5 protein-coding genes are annotated in these 18,742 nt (G+C 63.8%); 4 read left to right on the top strand and 1 reads right to left on the bottom strand.

The window, feature by feature from the left end:
* Positions 1 to 131 precede the first annotated feature (131 nt).
* The 4 genes from gspE to ACP7C6_RS25175 all read left to right on the top strand — a co-directional run bounded on the left by gspE (position 132) and on the right by ACP7C6_RS25175 (position 17,016).
* The gene (gene gspE / locus ACP7C6_RS25190) at positions 132 to 1,550 is read left to right on the top strand and encodes a type II secretion system ATPase GspE (protein ID WP_068936209.1); all 1,419 of its coding nucleotides are present in this window, start codon (positions 132 to 134) and stop codon (positions 1,548 to 1,550) included.
* Positions 1,550 to 2,761, top strand: coding sequence for a type II secretion system inner membrane protein GspF (gene gspF / locus ACP7C6_RS25185; protein WP_426109375.1), 1,212 nt, complete (start codon positions 1,550 to 1,552; stop codon positions 2,759 to 2,761). Before gspE ends, gspF begins: the two co-directional genes overlap by 1 nt.
* 316 nt (positions 2,762 to 3,077) lie before the next feature.
* Positions 3,078 to 4,259 carry a substrate-binding domain-containing protein gene (locus ACP7C6_RS25180; protein ID WP_426109374.1) on the top strand — a complete coding sequence of 394 codons (1,182 nt, stop codon included), beginning with the start codon at positions 3,078 to 3,080 and terminating at the stop codon, positions 4,257 to 4,259.
* 184 nt (positions 4,260 to 4,443) lie between these two features.
* Positions 4,444 to 17,016 carry a filamentous haemagglutinin family protein gene (locus ACP7C6_RS25175; RefSeq protein ID WP_426109373.1) on the top strand — a complete coding sequence of 4,191 codons (12,573 nt, stop codon included), beginning with the start codon at positions 4,444 to 4,446 and terminating at the stop codon, positions 17,014 to 17,016.
* Positions 17,017 to 17,121: 105 nt separating this feature from the next.
* Here the strand turns inward: ACP7C6_RS25175 and ACP7C6_RS25170 are convergent, their stop codons facing one another.
* Complete coding sequence (locus ACP7C6_RS25170) at positions 17,122 to 18,711, bottom strand: hypothetical protein (protein ID WP_426109372.1); 1,590 nt, start codon at positions 18,709 to 18,711, stop codon at positions 17,122 to 17,124.
* Between the last annotated feature and the right edge of the window lie 31 nt (positions 18,712 to 18,742).

Here is an 18,742-nt window from a genome sequence, read left to right as displayed (position 1 = left end):
GTGCCGAGTGTTGGGGCAAGAGCGTTTTGCTTACTTTTGCGCTTTTCAAAAGTGAGCCGCCGTAAGGGCGGAACCAATAGTCGCCGTTACCCAAAAAACGGATATGTACACCTAAAAACAGGTCCAACCCAATGAGCCTACTCCCGTACGCCTGGGCCAAATCCCAACGCCTCCTCCTGCGCCCCAGCGCCGAGGGCATGCTACTAACCGTGTGCCCCTCAACCCCCGGCTGGTCCATCAGCGAAGTCCACCGCCAATTCGGCCAAACCCACCTCGAACAGGTCCGCGACGACGAACTCGACGGCCTGCTCACCAGCGCCTACGCCGACACCGGCAGCGCCGCCGCTGTAGTGGGCGCCGCCGAAAACGAGGTCGACCTCGACCGCCTCATGCAAGACATGCCCGAAGTCACCGACCTGCTCGACACCCAGGACGGCGCCCCGGTAATCCGCATGATCAACGCCTTGCTGACCCAAGCCGCCCGCGACGAAGCCAGCGACATCCACATCGAACCCTACGAAACCCACTCCGTCGTGCGCTACCGCGTCGACGGCACCCTGCGTGACGTGGTCTCACCCCGCAAAGCGTTGCACGGCGCGCTGGTCTCGCGGATCAAAATCATGGCCCAACTCGATATCGCCGAAAAACGCCTGCCCCAGGATGGCCGTATCGCCCTGCGCGTAGCCGGGCGGCCCATCGACATTCGCGTGTCCACGGTGCCCACCGGCCATGGCGAAAGAGTCGTCATGCGCCTGCTGGACAAACAAGCCGGGCGCTTGCAGTTGGAGACCCTGGGCATGGAGCCGCAATTGCTGGCACGCCTGGATACGCTGATCCGCCAACCCCACGGCATCGTGCTGGTCACCGGCCCCACCGGCAGCGGCAAGACCACCAGCCTGTATGCGGCCTTGGCGCGGCTGGACGCGAGTACCAGCAATATCCTCACCGTAGAAGACCCGGTGGAATACGACCTGCCGGGCATCAGCCAGATCCAGGTCAACGCCAAGATCGACATGACCTTCGGCCTGGCGCTGCGGGCGATCTTGCGCCAGGACCCGGACATCATCATGATCGGTGAAATCCGTGACCTGGAGACCGCACAAATCGCCGTACAGGCCTCGCTCACCGGTCACCTGGTGCTGGCAACCTTGCACACCAACGATGCAGTGTCGGCGGTCAACCGCCTGATCGATATGGGCGTCGAACCGTTCCTGCTGGCCTCGTCGTTACTCGGCGTGTTGGCCCAGCGTCTGGTGCGCCGCCTGTGCCCGCACTGCAAGCAGGAGGACCCGGCTGCGCCTGGCACGTGGCGCCCGGTCGGGTGTGCGCAGTGTAATCAGATCGGCTACAGCGGTCGTACGGGTATCCATGAGTTGTTTTGCGTCGATGACGATGTACGCAGTTTGATCCATCAGGGCGCCAACGAGCAGGACCTGCGCCTGGCCGCGCGCCGTGCCGGGATGTTCAGCATGCGTGAAGACGGCGAGCGCTGGGTGCGCAGCGGCGCCACTGCACCTGAAGAAATCCTGCGTGTGACACGGGACGCCTGATGAATCGCTATCGCTATGAAGCCGCCGATGCCAGCGGCAAAGTCGAGGCCGGGCATGTGGAGGCCGATAGCCAGAGCGCGGCATTTGCCAGCCTGCGCAGCCGGGGCTTGACCGCACTGCTGGTGCAGATCGAAGGCAATCAGCAAACAGCGGCGGGCAGCAGCCTGTTCACCGCCAAACTGTCGGACAACGACCTGGCCTGGGCCACGCGGCAACTGGCGAGCCTGTTGGGCGCCAGCCTGCCGTTGGAAGCGGCCTTGAATGCCACGGTGGAGCAGGCCGAGAAAAAACACATTGCCCAGACCCTGGCCGCTGTGCGCGCCGACGTACGCGGCGGCATGCGCCTGGCGGACGCGTTGGCGGCGCGGCCACGGGATTTTCCGTCGATTTATCGCGCGTTGATCGCGGCGGGGGAGGAGTCCGGCGACCTGGCCCAAGTGATGGAGCGCCTGGCTGACTACATCGAGGAGCGCAACAACCTGCGTGGCAAGATCCTTACTGCGTTTATCTATCCTGGCGTGGTGGGGCTGGTGTCCATTGGTATTGTGATTTTCCTGCTGAGCTACGTGGTGCCGCAGGTGGTCAGTGCGTTTTCCCAGGCGCGCCAGGATCTGCCGGGGCTGACGTTGGCGATGCTCAACGCCAGTGACTTTATCCGCGCCTGGGGCTGGCTGTGTTTTGCCGGGATCGTCGGCGGTTTCTGGAGCTGGCGCCTGTATTTGCGCAACCCGGTGGCGCGTTTGAGTTGGCATAGCCGAGTGTTGCGCCTGCCGCTGATCGGGCGTTTTGTGCTGGGCCTGAACACCGCGCGGTTTGCCTCGACCCTGGCGATTCTCGGCGGTGCCGGGGTGCCGCTGTTGCGCGCCCTGGAAGCGGCGCGGCAGACCCTGTCCAATGATCGCCTGAGCCAGTGCGTCAACGACGCCACCGCCAAGGTGCGCGAGGGCGTCAACCTGGCCCCGGCGTTGGCGGTGGAGAAGGTGTTCCCGCCGGTGTTGATCCACCTGATCGCCAGCGGCGAAAAAACCGGCTCGCTGCCGCCGATGCTCGAGCGTGCGGCGCAGACTTTATCGCGGGATATCGAACGCCGCGCCATGGGCATGACCGCGTTGCTGGAGCCGCTGATGATCGTGGTGATGGGCGCGGTGGTGCTGGTGATTGTCATGGCGGTGCTGTTGCCGATCATTGAAATAAATCAACTGGTCACCTAGCTCACCCGACCGACCTCGGGTTCCTTATTGCGTCATATTTTCACACCCTGTGCGGCCTCCAGCCATGGCTGCTGAAACCTCGCTGTCACCTGCGCCGAAACCGCTCAAAACCGTGACCAAAACACCCGAGAATCTTTTTAGAAATCAAGGTGTTCCTCCCGAGGTTTTTTCCCATAACCGTCATCGGAAACTGCGACTTTCTCTCCCATGGTTTTAACCCCTGGCCACCCCCGCAAAAGGGCTTGGGGCAGAAGCCATGGCGTCATGCAAGAGCCCTCTACCCCAAACGTACAAACACGACGAAAGGAGATTCTTCATGTTTAAGCGCAACGTTCTCGCGGTATCCGTGACCCTCGCCGCACTGTGCTCGGCCCAGGCTGCAATGGCTGACATCAACGGCGGCGGCGCAACCCTGCCACAGCCGCTGTATCAAACCGCTGGTGTACTCACCACTGGCTTCGCTCCGTACATCGGCGTGGGCAGCGGCAACGGCAAGGCTGCATTCCTGACCAACGATTACACCAAGTTCGTGGCTGGCGTGACTAACAAGAACGTGCACTGGGCTGGCAGCGACTCGAAGCTGACCGCTACTGAGCTGTCGACCTATGCTTCTGCCAAGCAACCGGCCTGGGGCAAACTGATCCAAGTGCCTTCGGTAGCCACTTCGGTTGCCATTCCGTTCAACAAGGCCGGCACCAACGCGGTTGACCTGAGCGTTGACCAACTGTGCGGCGTGTTCTCCGGTCGTTTGACCAACTGGAACCAGATCACCAACTCCGGCCGCACTGGCACGATCGCCCTGGTGTACCGCAGCGAGTCCAGCGGCACCACTGAGCTGTTCACGCGCTTCCTGAATGCCAAATGCACCGAAGCCAAGCCTTTCGCAGTGACTACCACCTTCTCCTCGAGCTACGGCGGTGGTCTGCCGTCGACGGCTGTGGCCGCCACTGGCAGCCAGGGCGTGATGGATGCACTGAACGCCGTTGAAGGCCGTATCACCTACATGAGCCCGGATTACGCTGCGCCCACCCTGGCCGGTCTGGATGACGCCACCAAAGTGGCCAAGGTTGGCGGTGTTTCCCCAGCACCTGCCAACGTATCGGCTGCGATCGGCCTGGTTCCAGCGCCAACCGAAGCCCGTGCGGATGGCTCGTTCATCGACGCGACCAACCCGGACAACTGGGTGCCGGTATTTGCCGCCACTGCAAGCGGTCCAACCACCTTCGCTTACCCATCCAGCGGCTACCCGATCCTGGGCTTCACTAACCTGATCTTCAGCCAGTGCTACGCCGACGCTACCCAGACCACCCAAGTGCGCGGCTTCTTCGCCCGTCACTACGGTGCTTTCGGTAACAACGACACCGCCATCAGCAACAACCGCTTCGTACCGCTGCCAGCCAACTGGAAAAAAGCCGTGCGTGACACCTTCGCCACCGCTTCCAACGCTCAAGGCATCGGCAACACCAGCGTCTGCAACGCCATTGGTCGTCCGCTGTAACCCTCGCTTCAACGACCTGCAACACCGATCAGCAACGGCCTGTGCCGTTGCTGATTTTTTTGCGTTAACAGCCCTGCATGAACTTTGCGTGACAGAAGTTCAGTCCCGCGCCTCGCCAACCGCCTAACCCTCATACGTGAGCCTGTCTTGGCCCCAGCGCGATAACAAAGAAGGAAGATTCCAGATGGTTCGCTGCAAATCACCGGTTAACCTCAAAGCCCCAGTGACAGTCCTGCGCCTCAAGCCTTTGGCCCAGGCCATTGCCTTGTTGATGGTGGCCGGTAATGCCCAAGCGGCCACGGCGTTCAGTTCCGGCTGGTTTGCCGACAAGGGCGCGTCCCAGGCGAGCACGGCAGCGCGCACCGGTGCCGGCCAGGTCCCGGGGATTCCTTCGCTGAACCAGCAGGCACAGGTCAAGCAGCAGTTGGCGCGTTCCATCAGCACGTTGAACACCAGTGTCGCGGCGATTGCGGCCCAGCAGGCGGCGCAAGCGGCGGGGCGTCAGGCGGCGTTCGGCCAGGTCTCGAACATCCCCGATGGCTTGGGCAAGGGCGGCCTGCAGGTCGATAACAGCCTGAGCCAGGGCTGGACCAACGCCAAGGGGCCCACCCAGAGCCAATCTGGCGGCAAGACCACGGTGACCATCGAGCAGACCGCCGACAAGGCGATCCTCAACTGGGAAACCTTCAACGTCGGGCGCAATACCACTGTCGACTTCCAGCAGCAGTCCAGCTGGGCCGTGCTCAATCGCGTCAATGACCCCAATGCGCGCCCCAGCGAAATTCAGGGCCAGATCAACGGCGCCGGCACGGTGATGATCATGAACCGTAACGGTGTGGTCTTCAGCGGCACCAGCCAGGTCAACGTGCGTAACCTGGTGGCGGCGGCCGCGACTATCACGGATGACCAGTTCACCCAGCGCGGCTTGTATGTCGACACCAATGGCACCCAACCCACGTTCACCGACGCGGCGGGCAAGGTGGAAGTACAGCGCGGCGCGCTGATCCAGACACGCACTGCCGCCACTTCCACGGACTCAGGCGGCTATGCCTTGCTGCTGGGCAGCGAGGTGGAAAACGCCGGGACCATCATCACCGCCAAGGGCCAGACCACCCTGGCGGCCGGCGACAGCTTTTACATTCGCAAAGGGGCCGGCACAGCGGGCAACGACCGTTCCACTACGCGTGGCAATGAGGTGGCGACCAGCCTCAAGGCTGGCAGCACCGCCGGTAAAGTCACCAACAGCGGCCTGATCATGGCCTCCACTGGCGACATCACCCTGACCGGTCACCAGGTGCAGCAAAATGGCGTGGCCCTGGCCAGCACCTCGGTCGATACACGCGGCACGATTCACTTGCTCAACGCCGCCAGCGACACCAACGGCAGCGTGACCCTGGGCGAGGGCAGCACCACCGCGATCCTGCTCGACGCCAGCGGCAGCACGGCGCTCAACAGCCAGAAAGACAACGGCCTGATCAAGCTCGACGGCACGCCTGCCAACCTGATCACCGGGCAGTTCAACAACCTCAGCGCCGTGGTTGACCGCACCGATCAGTCGCGCATCGAGATTGTCAGCGGCGGCACCGTGGACTTCCAAAAAGGTTCGATCACGTTGGCTACCGGCGGCCAGGTAGCGGTCAGCGCCGGCCAGCGCAGCCTGGTGCGTGATGGTGCGATGATCGACGTGTCGGGTGCCATCGGCGTCAAGGTGGCGATGGAAGCCAACAACATCAAGATCAACGTGCAGGGCAACGAGCAGCGCGATGCGCCGGTCAACCGCGACGGCGGGCAACTGATCAACAATGACGTGTGGGTCGACCTGCGCGAGCTGGTGTTTGTACCGGCCGGCACCAACGGCTACGCCACCGATCGCTGGTACACCGCCGGGGGCTTGCTGGAAGTGGGCGGTTACCTCGGCACCCAGGGCCACTCGGTGGGCGAGTGGATGGCCCAGGGCGGCACCGTGACCTTTACCGGCAAGGAGGTGGTGACCCAACAGGGCGCGCAGATCAACCTGTCGGGCGGCACCGTGGATGTGCAGGCCGGTTACATCCAGCAGACCTGGCTCAAAGGCCCGAATGGCCGTTTGTATGAGCTGTCGAAAGCGCCGGGGGACATTCTCTACTCCGGTTTCTACAAGGGCTATGAAGACAACAGCGCGCGCTGGGGCCAGACCGAGTATTACTACAACCCGCTGATCGCTCCCCAGCGTCGTTACGAAGCCGGTTACACCGTGGGCCGCGATGCCGGCAAGCTGGTCGTCGGCACCGCCAGCGCAGTGTTGGAAGGCCAGGTGATCAGTGATGTGTTCCAGGGGGACCGCCAGACCCAGGCACCCAACATCAATCTCGACGGCTACCAGCAATCCCAGAAAGCCAGGGCCCAGCGTGCGCAACTGATCATTGGCCAATACATTCCGATCTACAACAAAACCACCGGCACGCTGCGCTATGCCCTCAGTGGTACCTCCGACCAGGTACTGATCGACAGCAACACCCAGAAAATCGCCGAAGGCCTGGACCTAGGCACCGTGCTGCCGCTCGATCGCCAGGGCAAGATCCTGCTCGACAGCGATCAGCTCAATGGCTATCAGCTGGGCGCGGTCAAGGTCGCTGCCAAGCAGCAGGTGACCGTCAATGGCGCGCTCAGTGTGGCGGACGGTGGCGACATCACCTTGTTCGGGCCGGGTGTGCAGATCGATGCCAACCTCACGGCCCACGGCGGCAGTATCAGCGCCGGCAACATTCTCAGCCAGGTCGATCCGCTCAAGGCCGGTGCGGTGGCGGATACGATCCTGGCCGGTGGTTCGAGTGTGAACGTCGCTGCTGGCGTCAAGCTGGACACCAGTGGCCGCTGGAACAACCTGGCGCTGGACCCGGTCGCCAGCGCGGGTGTGGCCTACGTGAACGGTGGCAAGGTGTCGTTGCGCAGTTCCAGCAACGTGAACCTGGCCGCCGGCAGTGTGGTGGATGCGTCTTCCGGTGCCACCCTCGGCGTGGATGGCAAACTCACTGGCGGCAAGGGCGGCAATGTGACCCTGGGCGCCCTCGGTGAGCTGGCCCTGGAGGGTGATATTCGCGGCTACGGCGTCAACGGCGGCGGCACCCTGGCGTTGCAGGCGCATAAGGTACAGATCGGCGAAAGCGCCAATGCAGTGGGCAGCGACACCCTGAAACTGGCCGGTGATTTCTTCAACAAGGGCTTCTCGGCCTACGACATCACCGGTAATGAAGGGCTGATCGTCACGGACGGTACTCAGGTCGATGTCAGCCTGCCGGTTTACCGATTAGGTGCTCAAGCTTCAGGTATGCCAACCGGTAGCGATCCAGCCACCGCGCTGGAACGCTGGACGCCGCCGCTGTATCAGGAAGACGCCACCAAAGGTGTGCTGACCCAACGCCGTGGCGCCGGCTTGAGCCTTACCGCCGGCCATGTCAATTCCACCGCCGCGCAACTGGCGACCACGGCGCTCACTGTGGGCCAAGGCGCGGTCATCAATGTGGACCCCGGCCAGGCGATCAACTTGCGCAGCGTCGGCCAATTGACGCTGGACGGCACGCTCAACGCCTGGGGCGGCAGTGTCAGCCTGGGCGGCTTGACGACGGGTGCTTCTGAAGCCGTGAATGCCATCGGCCATGGCCGCTCGATCTGGGTCGGCGAGCAGGCGGTGATCGACGTCGCGGCTCGGGCGGCGACGGCGGTGGACAACCGTGGGCGTACTTATGGCCTGGTGCGTGACGGCGGCAGCATCAACATTGGCGGCACGTTCGACCTCAACACCGGCCTGGCCAAGGCCAGTGACTTGTTCGTGGTGGTGCGTAACGGCGCACGCCTGGAGGCATCCGGCACCCAAGCCCTGATAAACGTGGCGGGGCAGGGCGCCGTGCAAGCGGCCAGCAATGGCGGCAGTATTACGCTGGCGTCGAATAATGGCCTGTACCTGGATGGCAGTTTTGTCGCCAGGGCCGGTGGCGCCGGGGCGGCGGGCGGCAGTCTCAATGTGGCGTTGGACACCCCGTATTACCAGAAGGCGTCCGTCACTGACCGCGTCCTCAAGGTGCGTGAGCTGGTGTTGGGTCAGGTGTATCAGCCGACGGCGCTGGCCGGCACCGCGGAAGATGCGGCCGCCAGTCTGGAGTACGGGCATGGTCGGTTGGGTGTGGATCAAGTCAGCGCGGGCGGTTTCGATAACCTGGCGCTGATGAGCAACGGCCTGTTGAGCGTTGATGGCGACCTGACTTTGAACATGGGCCAGAGCCTGCGCCTGTATAGCCGTGGTTACGGCCTCAGCGAAACCGCAGCGGGCAACTCGCGCATCAATCTGTCGGCACCGTATTTGCTGCTGGCGGGGTTCCTCGCGCCTGAAGAGACGGGCAAGGACCTCTATGTGCGACCGATTCCGGTGCTGCCGGCCCCGTCCCAGCGGGCAACCGAGGCGCAATTCAATGCCTCCGGCAGCCTGATCGACGTGCGTGGCAATGTCATCTTCGGTAACCGTAGCAGTCTGTTCCGGGCAGATAACAGCCAGGCCAGCCTTGAGCGTCGCGGGTTCGATCAGGTCAACCTGACCAGCCAGGGCGACCTGCGTTTTCTCGCCGGTGCAGCCGAGAACGACATCATTACCGGTGTCAGCACGCAGTTGCTGACCCAGGGCGATATGACCTTGCGCGCCGCGCAGCTGTACCCGGCCAGTGAAGTCAGTGCCCGCGTCATCGCCGGCTACCTTGGGCAGTCGACCACCACCTCCCTTGACCTGGATTTCGATCCCTTGCGTACGCTGACCATTGGCCGCGTGGGCAGTGCCGATGCGCCTATCCCGTATTCGGCGTTCGGCCGCCTGCAACTGGGCGCGGCCACCGTGCGCCAAGGGGGCGTGGTACGCGCGCCCTTGGGGTTGATCGACATCGGCAGCATGGGCAGCAGCGTGGTGCAACTGCTGCCCGGCAGCCTGACCTCGGTGAGTGGCAAGGGCCTGGTGCTGCCCTACGGCGGAACGCTGGACGGCCAGGTCTACAAGTACAACGGTAAAACGGTAAAATTTATCGGTCAGGGAGGGCTGCCCTCCCGTGAAGTTGACCTGAATGTCGGTGTCGTGCTGGGTGGCAAGTCGATCAGCGTGTTGCCGGACGCCACCCTGGACTTGTCCGGCGGAGGCGATCTGTTGGGCGCCGGCTTTGTTTCCGGGCGCGGTGGTTCTACGGATGCGCGCTACAGCCCGTTGGTGCAATTTGGCGCCAATGGCGGGTTCGTGCTGCCGGGACTGTCCACCAACCCGATCTATGCCATTGTGCCGGGGATACAGCCGGACGCCGCGCCGGTCGCAGGAGAGGGCGGGGCCGTGACGCCATTGGTTGGTCAGCAGATCACCATCGGCGCCGGTGTGCCGGGGTTGCCGGCGGGCACGTACACGCTGATGCCGTCGACCTACGCGTTGATGCCAGGCGCCTTCCGCGTCGAAATCAACGGCCTGGCCGGGCTGGGCAGCGGCACCGCGACCACCTTGATGCGCAACGGTTCGTGGGCCACTGCCGGGCACCTTTCGATTGCCCATACCGGGATCAGCAACAGCGTGGCCAGCCAATTGATCCTGACTTCGGCCGATACCCTGCGGCGCTATTCCCAATACAACGAAACCAGTTACGCCCAGTTCGCCAGGGCCGATGCGGCCAGGTTGGGCGTGCCACGGCCGATGCTGGAGGCCGACGCGAAAACCTTGAAACTGGCCCTGCGTCCGGGAGACGGCGCCGAGGCCTTCTCGTTCCAGGGTATCGGGCGCTTTGGCGCGGCATCGGGTGGGTATGGCGGCACGGTGGCAGTCATCGACCGCAGTCAGCAAGGGATCGAAGTGGTTGGCGCAGGACAGGCGGCGACAGCAGGGTTCGCCGGCATCACCTTCAACGCCGATAGCCTGAATGCATTGGGTGCTTCGCGGCTGATGGTGGGTGGGATGACGGCTGTGGAGTACGGCCAGTCCGGGAACTTCATTTACTTGGCGGGCGGGGTCAACCGCGCCCAAAGCAACGTGATCTTGCGTAATGGCGCAACCCTTGCCGCGCCGGAAGTGTTCCTGGTGAGTGATACCGGCTCCATCGTCGTGGAGCAGGGTGCTTCGATCAATACCCTGGGGCGCGGTAATGCCAGCTACGATGCCCGCGACGGCTATATCTACCAGGTGGCCAACATGCTGGCGGTGTCCAATGGCCTGCTCAACGTGATCAGTGCGCCCAAGGTGGGCAGTGTGATCAGCCAGGGGATCAACATCGGTGCCTGCAGCAGCGGTGCGTGCAGTGGCCAGACCGGGCTGTACTCCAACGGCAGCATCGTGGCCCTGACCGACAGCACCTTTCAACTCGGCGACCAGGTGCGTTACGGCACCCGTCACCTGAACCTGGGCGTGAGCACCATCAACCTGGGCAGCGCCGACGCCCTGGCCGCAGCGGCGGCGGCGAATCGCTTGCCGGCCGGGCTGACGCTCAGCCAGGCGCTGCTTGATCGATTGCTGCGTGGCGATACGCAGTTCGGCGCACCTGCCTTGGAAACCCTGCAGCTCTCGGCCCGCGACGGGTTCAACTTCTACGGCAATGCGGTACTCGACACTTATGACCCGCTCACCGGCAAATCGCTGCTGAGCAACCTGATGCTGTCCACCCCGGCCCTGTACGGTGCCGGTGGTGCCAACGACGTGGCGACGATCCACACCGCCAACCTGATCTGGCTGGGCGCGATCACGCCTCCGGGCGCGGTGGTAGCGGGTGGCGCGGGCACCGGCAGCGGGCGCCTGGATGTCAACGCCGAGCGGATCGAGTTCGGTTATGGCGCCTTTGGCCAGCCGAGCAACGTGAAAAGCTTCGACCGCCTGGCCCTGGGCTTTGCCAACGTCAATCTGAACGCCAGCGAGCGCATCACGGCCAACCATAAGGGCAGCCTGTCGGTGTACCAGAGCCAGGGCGCCTACGACCCGGTCAGCGGCTTTCAGTACAGCGGCGGCAACCTGACTATCCGCACGCCGTTGATGACCGGTGAAGCCGGCTCGGTGAACGTGATCAAGGCGGGCGGTGCGATCGACATCGGCGCCTCCGCCGGCCCGCGTGGTGCGGCCAGTGGCCAGGGGGCCGAACTGTCCCTGCACGGCGACAGCATTCGGCTGGCCAGCGCGGTGGTGTTGCCTAGCGGCAAAGTCAGCCTCAGCGCGCGTGGCGATGTGGTGTTGACCGATGACGCGTTGATCGACGTGGCCGGTCGCGCCATTCCCTTCAACGACGTGACCCAATACGGTTGGGGCGGCGATGTGCTGTTGGACAGCCGCAGCGGCAATATCCTGCAGGCGGCGGGGTCGACCATCGACCTGTCCGCGAAGAACAACCAGGCCGGCAAACTGCGTGCCGTGGCAACGGACGCGGCCGGTGGCATCGTCGACCTGCAAGGCAAAATCCTCGGCAGCAGCAGCGGCCACTACCTGGCCGGCGGCACTTCAATGCCATACCAGGCCGGCACCGTGGAAATCCAGGCGCAACGCCTGGGCAGCAGCGGCGCCCTCGACCAACAGTTCGCCGAGCTCAACCAGCGCCTCAACCAGGGCGAAGTGTTCGGCGCGCGCAGCTTCCAGCTCAAGCAGGGTGACCTGACCATCGGCAACGGGCTCAAGGCCGGCACCATCAGCGTGTCGGTGGACAACGGCAGCCTGCGCGTCAATGGCCTGGTGGACGCCAGCGGCGAGCGGGTCGGCAGCATTAACCTGGCCGGCAAAAATGGCCTGACCCTGGACAGCACGGCGGTACTCGACGCCCATGGCAGCAAGCTGCGCGTGGACAGCTACGGCAAGATCATCGACGCGCCGAACCGCGCCATGGTGGTATTGGGCTCCGGCACCGGCCAACTGACCCTGGCCGATGGCGTGCGCATCGACCTGCGCCACGGCACCGACGGCGCGACCGGCAACGATGGGCGCAATCGCGGCACCCTGGAGCTGAACGCGCCACGGTTGTTCAACCCGGACGGCAGCAGCAATGACATCAATATCGACGCCAGCGGGCGCCTGACTATTCAGGGCGCGCGCTCGATTACCCTCAACGGCATGGCCACCTACGACGATGCCCCGGAGAAAACCGACCCGACCGCCAGCGGCAGGCCGTATCAGGAAATCACCCAAGGCTACCTGGATGGCAAGCACGCCTTGAGCGAGGCTTTTATCAATGCCGCGCTGCTCAATAACGATCTGTTGCAAAACAAACTCGCCGGGTTGAACAACGCCACGTATGCCGATGCCTTCCACCTGCGCCCAGGCGTGGAAATCGTCAGCAAGACCCCGGACGGCGACCTGGTGGTGCAAGGCGATCTGGACCTGTCCGGCTATCGCTACGCCAGCCTCAACCCCACCAGCCAGAAGAACAACGCGGTGTATGGCAGCGGCGAGTCCGGCAGCCTGACCCTGCGTGCCGGCGGCGACCTGAATATCTACGGCAGCATCAACGACGGTTTCGCCAAGCCGCCGGTGTCCGAGGATGACAAAGGCTGGGTGCTGTTGCCGGGTGTCGATTTCAGTGGCGGAAATATCGTGGTGCCGGGCAATGGCGTGACCCTCGCCGATGGCACCGCCTTCCCAGCCGGCGCCACGCTTAACTACGACCTGCCGATCAAAGGGTTGACCGTGGCGGCCGGCACGCGCTTGCCGGTGGCCGCGACATTGGCTCAGGACCTGGTGGTGCCCGCCGGTAGCGTGTTGTCGGCGGATGTGCGCGATGCTGGCGGCAACCTGCTGTTCGCCGCTGGCACCTTGCTCAGCCAGGCGCAAACCCTGGTGGCGGGCACGCAACTGGGCGCCGGCACGCTGTTGACCGAGGGCACCCGCCTGCAAGCCATGATCTGGCCCAAAGGCGTGCCGCTGCCCACGGTGCACGGCGCAACGCTGAGCAATAACATCGTACTGCTCAGCGGCACCAAGGCCTTGCCAAAAGGCGGGCTAATCCCCGCCGGCACCGATGTGAAGTTGCCCAACGGGGCGACGTCGGTGCAACTGCGCGTCGGGGTTTCCGGCGGCGCCGGCCAGGTGTGGGCGATCTCGCCGATGCTGGCCGAAGGCACTCAATCGTGGTCGTTGCGCCTGGTAGCGGGCGCCGATACCGAGGCGGCTGACAGCCGTATCCTGCAAGCCCACCCGCGCAGTGGTGACATTCACTTGGCGGATAACCACTACGGCATGTTTGCCAAGGAAATACCTGCCAAAGGCGTACAAACCTGGACCGCCCAGGCAGTCATTGATATGGGCTTTGCCGGTGTGGTCGTCAAGGAAGGCGACCCGATTGATCAGGCGGTACTCGATGGCTTCGAGCTGGGTTCAATCGAGGACTTCTGTGCCGCAACGCCGGAGTACTGCAAGCCCAAGGTCACCTATGTATTCACCCAATACGCTGTTGATCAGTTGGCAAGTCAAGGCGTCACTGTGGTCGTCAATACCGAGATGACCGATGCGTTTTTCCAAAGCATTGATTACCCGACTGTGGCTGAGGTGTGTGGCAGTGCGCCTGAGTTCTGCCTGCTGAAGGCGGACAAGGAATACGCCGCCACACCTTCCAGCACGCGATTCAGCGTCATCCGCACCGGCACCGGCGACCTGGAATTGTTGAGTGCGGGCAACCTGAGCATGGATTCGTTGTACGGCGTCTACACGGCCGGCACCTCGTCGACCGGTACCTTTGCCGGCGACCCTTACAACCTGCCCAAGGCGACGCCGACAGGCACTGACCCGTCCAGTAAAACGGTGCTGAGCGACCCCGGCAGCTTCTTTGAAAAGTTTGTCAATGGCTCGCCTACCAGCCTGTATCGGGCCTGGTACCCGGAGGCAGGGGGCAACCTGACGCTGAATGTCGGAGGGGACCTGGCCGGTCATATCACCAGCCTCACCGCGTTGAGCCCCGCGCGACCCAACCCCAAGGATGCAGGGGTGGACTCCGCTGCCGTCGGCAATTGGCTGTGGCGCCAGGGCAGCAGCGACGTGGGGACGGGCGGGCAAGCCCAGCCGACGGCCTGGTGGATCAATTTCGGCAGCTACACCGCAACGACGGCAGCGGACAAGATGCTCGGTTTCACCGGTTTCGGTGCCCTTGGCGGCGGGAACGTGGATGTCAACGTCGGCGGCGATGCCGGCGTGTTGAACACGCTGGGCTACAGCGCCAGCCATGTCGAGGCGAACCCGCATAGCCAGGGCCTGGTGTTGGCTGTGGGCAGTACGGGCCGGGTCGCCAGCGATGGCAGTTTGCAGTTGACCGGTGGCGGTGACCTGCGCGTGCGCATCGGAGGGGCACTGAACCCGGCCAGCGTTGCCGGCACCGCTGACCATCGTGATGGTGTACTGGTCAACTTGCGAGGTGACGTGCAATTTCGCAGCGCCACCGTGGGCAGTGTCGACATGATGTATGGCAGTATCGCCAGGTTCCAGAGCCCCGGCGAAACCCGTGCCTATGATCCACTGGTCGCGACCCGCGGCGCTGCTCGCGGTGGAATGACCCTGGTGCCGGGTGATGCGACGTTCAATCTGCAGACCCTGGGTGACCTGGTGGTGCAGAACGTCGAAGACCCTGGGCGAGTCGTACTCTCCCACCTGTCCCCCTTCGCTCAAGGGGCTGAACAGGGCACTGGTACCAGTTGGTTCACACTGTGGACCAAGGGCACGTCGATCGACCTGTTTTCCTTGGGCGGCAACCTCACGCCCTTCAGTCGATCCGACGCGACGGCCGACCTGGCGGTGGTCTATCCATCGATCGTCAGGGCCACGGCAGCCGGCGGTAGTCTGTATTACGGTAAGGCGGCAGAGACTCAGGCCAATGGCGACGACAACTACACTTACCCACTGCTGTTGGCGCCCGGCGAGAACGGCCAATTGCAGTTCCTGGCCCAGGATTCGATCTACGCCGGTGGCATGACCGTCAGCCAATCCGGGACAGCCCAGAGCACCATGGCGACCCCTTGGCATCCGGCGTACCAGGGCCGCATCGGCAACACAGTGAAGGCCAGTAACCTGTCGGCCAACGGCAACTCGGGCAGCCAGCCGTTGTTTGTATTCGGGCCGGGTACGGCTGGGCTGTCACCCGATGGCAATGCTGAGCCTGCGCGTTTTTACGCAATAGACGGCGATTTGGTCGGTGTCAGCAGTGGCCGCGTGATCACCTTCGGTACAACGGCGGGCAGCTTGCATGAAGGCCAGACCTGGTATGAGGGCAATGGGCCGGTATGGATGATGGCGGGACGGGATATCGTCAGCAGCGGTCGGCGCTTCGGTCAGAGCTCGCCTGCTGGCTTAACCATGTTCCCCCAGGACAACCTGATCATTCACAACACCCCCAACGACATCTCCGTGGTGTCCGCCGGCCGCGACATTCTGTACAGCAACTTCCAGGTCGCCGGCCCCGGCCTGCTGGAACTGTCGGCGGGGCGCAATATCCTCCTGACCGGTTCCGGGGCGTTGGGCGAGTCCAGCGTGACCAGCCTCGGGCCCCTGTTGGCCGGGGACAACCGTCCTGGGGCGAGTATCGTCATGCAGGCGGGCGTCGGCCCCCACGGGCCGGATTACCTGCGCTTCGTCGAGGCGTACCTGAACCCCGCCAACCTGGCGCAGCCTGGCGAGTCGATTCAGGGCAATAAGGTCGCCAAGACGTACGAAAACGAGTTGGTCACCTGGCTCGCCGAGCGCTTCGGTTTTGTTGGCGATACCGAGCAGGCACGCGCCTACTACGCGGCGCTGCCCGCCGAGCAGCAACGAGTGTTTGCCCGCAACCTGTACTTTGCCGAACTCAAGGCCGCAGGGCGCGAGTACAACACCGACGGCAGCGTGCGCCAGGGCAGCTACCTGCGTGGCCGCGCCGCCATTGCAGCGCTGTTCCCCGACAAGGACGTGGCCGGCAATCCGATTACCTACAAAGGCGACATCACACTGTTCGGCGGCTCGGGCGTGCACACCAATTTCGGTGGCTCGATCCAGATGCTTACCCCAGGCGGCAGCCAGACCTTCGGCATCGAAGGCGAGGCGCCACCGTCGACGGCGGGTGTGATCACTCAAGGTGCGGGGGATATCCAGCTGTATTCCATGGGCAGCATTCTGCTCGGCCAGAGCCGCATCATGACCACCTTCGGTGGTTCGATCATGGGCTGGACCAGCGAGGGTGACATCAACGCCGGTCGCGGCTCCAAGACCACTGTGGTGTACACGCCGCCCAAGCGTGTCTATGACAACTGGGGCAATGTGGGCCTGTCGCCGTCGGTGCCGAGTACCGGTGCGGGGATCGCCACGCTCAACCCGATTCCGGAAGTGCCGGCAGGAGACATCGACCTGATCGCGCCATTGGGCACCATCGATGCGGGCGAGGCGGGCATTCGTGTGTCGGGCAACGTCAACATCGCCGCCTTGCGCGTGGTGAACGCAGCGAACATCCAGAGCCAGGGCAAGTCGTCCGGGGTGCCGGTGTCTGCCGCGGTCAACACCAACGCCATGACATCAGCCAGCGCGGCCGGGGCGGCGGCGTCCCAGGCCGCGGAAGACGCCGCGCGCAGCCAGCAGGCGGCGTCCAAGCAGGGCCGGCCGTCGATCATGACGGTTGAGGTGTTGAGCCTCGGCAGCGAGCCGTTGCCACAGGAACCTGCGCCAGCGCAGAAAACCTCCGGCTACAACCCCGACAGCCCGGTGCAGGTACTGGGCGCGGGGCCGCTGAGTGAACAGGCGCGGGCGCGGCTGACGGATGAGGAGCGCAAGCAGATCAGCCTGTAGATTTACAGAAGGACCTGTGGTGAGCGGGCTTGCCCCGCGCTGGGCTGCGAAGCAGCCCCTCACCTCTACAAGCCCCCACAATTGCGCCCCGTGTTTGGCTTGCGGCTACGGCTCATCCTTAAGGGTCTTGAACGCCTCGATGCGTTTGATCAGGCGCGTGTTCTTCGCCGAGTCGGCATTGCCAAACAGAAAGGAGAAATCCGACGCCAGTTTGGACCCGCCGGCAATCGCCGCGTACTGATGGCAGTCGTTGCAGTTGTCTGTCTGCACGTAGGTTTCCATCGTAGTGTTGGCGACAACGACACTCTGGTCGCTGACAAACGGCCCATAGGACAGCGGCACCTGCACGTTGGGTCCAGGGCCGGGATCGTTGGGCGCGTTGGGCGTCTTGGACCACAGCACATTCACCAGTTTGTAGTACTGGAACACTGATTGGCCCTGGGTTTTCTGGGCGAAAGTCTGCTGCACCGCCGTGTTCAGCACCTGCAGGTCCTGGGGCGTGGCATTGAGTCGCGTGGCCTGCACTGGCTGATCAAGGGGCGTGCAGTTGGGCGGCGTGTGGGTGGCATCGCACTGCACCCGTGCAACGTTGGGCGTGCAGGCATCACCCGTGCAGGCCGGATTGTTGAAACTGTAGCCCTGGGGCCCTGCTGTGCCGTTGTCCGGCACGTTGTCGACCTGCTCGAAGGTGGTCCAGATGAAGTTCGGCTGGGTCTGTGTCTTGTTGATGATATGCAGGCCCACCAGACCCACCACTTCCTGGGTGCATTGCAGCGTGTCGGGGCGCTGCAGCCAGGCGACGGTGGTCAGGTAACGCCCGTACAGCTCGGGTTTGTTGGTGAGCACGCGCCAGGCTGCCTTGAGTTCCAGGGCGCCGAGTTCTTCTTGGGGCAGCGCCTGGGCCGGCAGCTCGCGCACCAGTTTGCCTGCGGGCAGTGACAGGCCTGCGGGGTGCCGGTTGTCGCTGTTCTGCGCCACGATCAGTTGGTTGGCGGCGTCGTACAGCCCGTTTTCGACGATGTAATCAAACTCGGCCTTGCCGACCTTGCGCTCGAAAAACACCAGGTTGCCCGACTGGTCCGTGAGCCAGCCGCCGGAAGCTTCCATGATCGAATCGGGCAGCGTCACCTGGGTACCGCTGGATAAGTGGAAGCGGTGCTTGCGGTTGATCGCGCTTTCCGACGTGGCTGTAATGAATTTACGTGCGCCCGTGGAAAACGCCTTGAGGTTGCCGGTGGCGGTGCAATTGGACGGCACCAGGGTTTCCACGCCCCAACCGGAGGGCTTGGGCGCACCGGGTAGGAAGATATCGCTGGCGTCCTTGTAGCTGGCCCACACCGGGGCATTGCTCATGGGCTGGCCGGGCGTTGGCGGCACGCCGAACTGGGCCACGGTGCTTTGCGTGTCCGGCTCACCGGCCAGGCTCGGGTTGGCTGGCCAGCCGGGGTTGACCGGCCAGTTCATGGCGATGAACAACTGCCAGCCGAAACAGTTGAGAAAGTCCTGCTCGGTGCCGAAGTTGTTTACCGGCAGGAAGCCGCCGCTGGTGGGATCGAACACCAGTTGGCTGACGCAGCTCTGGGCGTCCGAGGCCGCATTGGCCGGCGTGGTGCCCAGCAGGGGAAGAAGGGCGCAGGTGATCCAGCACAACACACTCAAGCGTGCCCGACGCAGCGGGCGAAGCCATCCGTTCATGGTCGCATTCCTTGCTCAAGACTCAAGAGGC

This window comes from Pseudomonas sp. TWR1-1-4, assembly GCF_049897165.1.
Lineage (GTDB): Bacteria > Pseudomonadota > Gammaproteobacteria > Pseudomonadales > Pseudomonadaceae > Aquipseudomonas > Aquipseudomonas canadensis.
Note: the sequence above shows the minus strand (reverse complement) of the source record. Positions and strands in the feature narration are given on the sequence as shown.

Excerpts from the sequence above, each read along its gene's own strand:
- gspE (WP_068936209.1), top strand. The coding sequence starts at position 132 with ATGAGCCTACTCCCGTACGCCTGGGCCAAATCCCAACGCCTCCTCCTG.
- gspF (WP_426109375.1), top strand. The coding sequence starts at position 1,550 with ATGAATCGCTATCGCTATGAAGCCGCCGATGCCAGCGGCAAAGTCGAG.
- ACP7C6_RS25170 (WP_426109372.1), bottom strand. The coding sequence starts at position 18,711 with ATGAACGGATGGCTTCGCCCGCTGCGTCGGGCACGCTTGAGTGTGTTG.
- ACP7C6_RS25180 (WP_426109374.1), top strand. The coding sequence starts at position 3,078 with ATGTTTAAGCGCAACGTTCTCGCGGTATCCGTGACCCTCGCCGCACTG.
- ACP7C6_RS25175 (WP_426109373.1), top strand. The coding sequence starts at position 4,444 with ATGGTTCGCTGCAAATCACCGGTTAACCTCAAAGCCCCAGTGACAGTC.